Origin of the sequence: Microcoleus sp. (genome assembly GCF_049646505.1) — a bacterium.
Lineage (GTDB): Bacteria > Cyanobacteriota > Cyanobacteriia > Cyanobacteriales > Microcoleaceae > Microcoleus.
Window position 1 is genome coordinate 1 of sequence record NZ_JBARVX010000097.1, and the last position, 4,539, is coordinate 4,539.

The 4,539-nt window shown below is 41.2% G+C and carries 1 protein-coding gene; it reads left to right on the top strand.

Annotation, left to right across the window (positions count from 1 at the left end):
• Positions 1 to 331: 331 nt before the first annotated feature.
• A partial coding sequence (locus tag WBA89_RS05530; protein ID WP_424404533.1) for an ATP-binding protein occupies positions 332 to 4,539 on the top strand: 4,208 nt, incomplete at its 3' end.

Here is a 4,539-nt window from a genome sequence, read left to right on the forward strand (position 1 = left end):
CTTTTTGCAGGATAATTCGTATTCGATCGGAAGCGAGCTCCCCAATAACTCCTACACAAGTAGTTACTTTTGTCAACTTTATTGTTAGGAAAGATGTTTATAAAGCACAGCCGATGCTTTGGGGGGGTTGGGGGGGTAATATCTAGCGCTACTTTATGAAATTGGTATTACACTTATCTTCACAGTATCGCAGGCAATATCTCAACCATTATCTCATCATTCTTTCCCGCTTATTCAAGTGAAAACGATCCTTCAAAAATAATCATTTGTTTCCCGTTTATTCAGCTCAATTTCTCAACTTAAATTTTTACTTTTGCCACCCTCAAATAGCATGATTACCATTCCCGGATACCGCATTGACGGACAAATTTATACAAACCATCACACAGTTATTTATCGAGGAATGCAGCTTGAGAAACAAAAACCCGTTATCCTCAAAACCCTCGCGCAGCCCTACCCAACCCCAGCACAAATAGCCCAACTCCTGCACGAATCCGAAATTATTAAAAATTTAAATTTGCCAGGAATAGTAAAATTTTATCAACTCGAAAAATACAATCACTTTCCTGTTTTAATTCTAGAAGACTTTGGCGGCATTTCTCTCAAACAATTTCTCAGCAACAACCAGCTAGACTTACAACAATTTTTGCAAATCGGCATCAAGCTAGCAAAAACTCTCGACCAACTCCACGAACACCACATCATCCACAAAGATATTAAACCGAGCAATATTATTGTCAATATCGAGACAGGGGATGTCAAACTTGCTGATTTTGCGATCGCCTCGCTGCTACCGGGCGAAAACCCCGCCCCGGGCAGTCCCAATTTACTCGAAGGCACCCTCGCCTATATGTCTCCAGAACAAACTGGACGGATGAATCGGGCGATCGACTACCGCACCGATTTTTATTCTCTCGGCATCACCTTTTATGAAATGCTCTGCGGCGAAGTGCCTTTTAGTGCGATCGATCCGATGGAATTAGTACACTGCCATATTGCCAAAAATCCAGTTACTCCTTGCGAGAATATAAACCACAAAATAAACAGTACAATCAATCAACCAAAAATCCCTCAAGTCGTTTCCGAGCTCGTCATGAAACTCTTAGCAAAAACCGCCGAAGACAGGTATCAAAGTGCTTTGGGAATTTGGTACGACTTAGAAAAATGTCTCGCCGGACTGCAAACCACAGGCGAAATTCCTCAAATCACCCTCGGCGAGCAAGATCGATCGACTCACCTGCAAATTTCCCAAAAACTTTACGGGCGAGAAGCCGAAGTTAATCAGCTTCTGAGTACCTTCGATCGCATAAAACGCGGCAACACACAAATAATATTAATTTCCGGTAGTGCAGGTTTGGGAAAATCCTGTTTAGTCTATGAAATTTACAAACCGCTCGTGCGAGAAAATGGATATTTTATAGAAAGCAAATTTGAAAAATTTAAGCGCGATATTCCCTACGCTTTTTTGCTCCAAGCTTTTCAAGACTTGTTGCGGCAAGTCCTCACAGAAACAGCAGCCAAAGTTCAAGTTTGGAGGCAGAAAATCTTAAATGCCCTGGGCGGCAACTGCCAAGTAATTATTGAAGTTATTCCCGAAGTAGAAATGATTGTCGGGCAGCAGCCCCCAGTACCAGATTTAGGAGCAAATGAATCTCAAAATCGCTTTAACTTAGTATTTCAAAAATTCATCCGCGTCTTTACTCAAAAAGCACACCCGCTGGTAATCTTCCTCGACGATTTGCAGTGGGTAGATTCAGCATCGCTCAAGTTAATCCAACTGCTAGCAACAAACCTCGAAAGTCAATATTTATTAATAATTGGAGCCTATCGAGAACAAGAAGTAGATGCAAGTCATCCCGCAATCGTCACCGCCGAAGCAATTAAGAAAATAGGCGGAAAAGTCAGCACGATTGCCCTTTCGCCTTTAGATATTAACAGCGTCAATCAATTCGTTGCAGGTACTCTCAACTGCCCGCCAGAAAAATCCCTAGATTTAGCAGAAGTGCTTTTGCAAAAAACCGGAGGAAATCCATTTTTCTTAACTCAACTTCTGAAATATATTTACTCAAATAAATTGCTAAAGTTTAAATCTGTATCTACCAATAATTCTGTTAATATAGACGAACCTAACGTTTATGATTCGCGCCCCAAACAACCAGATATTGTTTGGAAAAACTGCGAAATCACAGGTGACTGGGAGTGGGATATCGAACAAATCCAAGAAATAGGAATAACTGACAATGTTGTAGAATTAACTATCTACAACATTCAGAAACTTTCAGAAACTACACAGGAACTGCTCAAATTCGCTGCTTGTATTGGCAACAAATTTAATTTAGAAATTCTTTCAAAAATCTGCAAGAAACCTCTAATTTCCGCAGCAACAGACCTCTGGGAAGCACTTCAGTCCGGTCTGATTTTGCCCGTAAATAACGCCTACAAAATTCCGCTCGCACTAGCAGCCAGCACAGAAGTAACAGACCAAATATCTAGAGATTTTACAGATGAATTTTCCCTGGCAGTAACTGATGGTGCTGGCGCAACTTATAAATTTTTGCACGAGCGAGTTCAGCAAGCCGCTTACGCTTTAATATCCGAATCTCAGAAACAAGAAACCCATCTCAAAATCGGCAAATTCCTGCTGGAAAACGCACCTCCAGAGCAATTAGAAGACTATGTTTTCGATACAGTCAACCAACTAAATGCCGCCCGACCAATCATCAGCAGTGAATCAGAAAAATTTCAATTATGCCAATTGAATTTAATTGCAGGGCGCAAAGCAAAAGCCAGTGCAGCTTACGAACTCGCCCTCAAATACTTAACCGCCGGTATTGAATTGCTTCCTGCGGAAAGTTGGCAAACAAACTACGATTTGACTCTGGCACTCTACGAGTCAGCGGCAGAAGCAGCTTACCTCAATACCGAATTTGCACAAATGCAAACATGGGCAGAAATTGTCCTGCAACACGCAAAAAATGAACTAGACAAAATCAAAGTTTTTGAAATCAGAATCACAGCTTGTGCGATGCAAACCCAACTGCAAGAATCAGTCAAAATTGGTCTAGAAGCACTAAGAATGTTAGGAATAAACTTTCCTGAATCGCCAACTCCCCTCCACATTCAGCAAGCACTGACCAAAACCGCAGCTTATTTAAGCGGACAAAAGATAGAAGATTTAATAAACTTGCCTGTGATGACAAATCCGCGCAAATTAGCAACGATGCGCGTGCTTTCCAGTATGTTTTCAGCTACATTTATAGTTGAACCCGTGCTGCTGCCGCTAATAGTGTGCGAGCAAGTTCATTTATCGATCGACTACGGAAATTCTGTTTTTTCTGCTTTCGGTTATGCTAATTACGGAGCAATTTTGAAAAGAATAGTCAGAGATATTGAATCGGGCGATCGCTTCGGTCAATTAGCTTTAAATTTGATCGATCGACTAAATGCTTTAGAATTCAAAAGCAAGACGCTTAATTTAGTAGCATTCGTTTTGATGCACGGCAAGCATCACGTTAAAGACACTTTACCGCTGTTAGAGGAAGCCTATCAAAGCGCCCTCGAAAATGGTGATTTAGAATCTGTCGGATATTCTGCCGTAAATATTTGTCAGTCTTTATATTTCATCGGTCAAGAACTGCCGCAACTCGAACAAAAAATGGTAAATTACAACCATTTATTATTTCAACTCAAGCAAGAAACGGTATTGACTTGGAATCAAATATATCGGCAAACAGTTTTGCAATTGATGGGGAATTTGGCCAGTTCCGAGCTTTTATTAAGTGAATCTTGCAGCGAAAAAAAATTGTTGCCGCTGCTTTTGAAAGCTAACGATCGCGTCGGTCTCCAGCACTTTTATTTGCAAAAATTAATATTGTCATATTTGTTTGAAAATATCGAGCAAGCATTACAAAATGCAGCGCAAGCCGAAGTTTATTTAGACGGAGTAGCGGGCTCGATCAATGTTTCTGAATACCATTTTTACGATGCTTTATCCAGATTAGCAGCATATCCGCTGACAACAAATGAGGAACAAGAAGATCATCTTTTTTACATTAACAGCAACCTCAAAAAACTGGAAAAAAAAGCGCTCTCTGCGCCGATGAACCTCCGACACAAATGCGACTTAATTGCTGCCGAAAAAGCGCGAATCTTGGGGGATATTGTTACAGCAATGGAGTATTACGACTGTGCTATTTCCGGAGCGCAAGAAAACGGATACATACAGGTGCAAGCACTCGCAGCAGAATTGGCAGGAGCATTTTATCTATCCATAGGACGAGAAAAAATCGCTAAAACTTACTTGACAGAAGCGCGTTATTGCTATGAGCGCTGGGGAGCGGCAGCAAAAGTAAGACATTTAGAATCAAAATACTGGCAGTTGCTAACTTCAGCCTCGATTTCAACTAATATCGAAACTCACAAATCTACGAGCAGCGCTTGCACTACGAGCGGCGGTGCAGGGATGCTAGACATAACAACCGCAGTCAAAGCATCACAAACATTAGCCAGCGAAATAGTTCTCGACAAACTGCTGGCAAA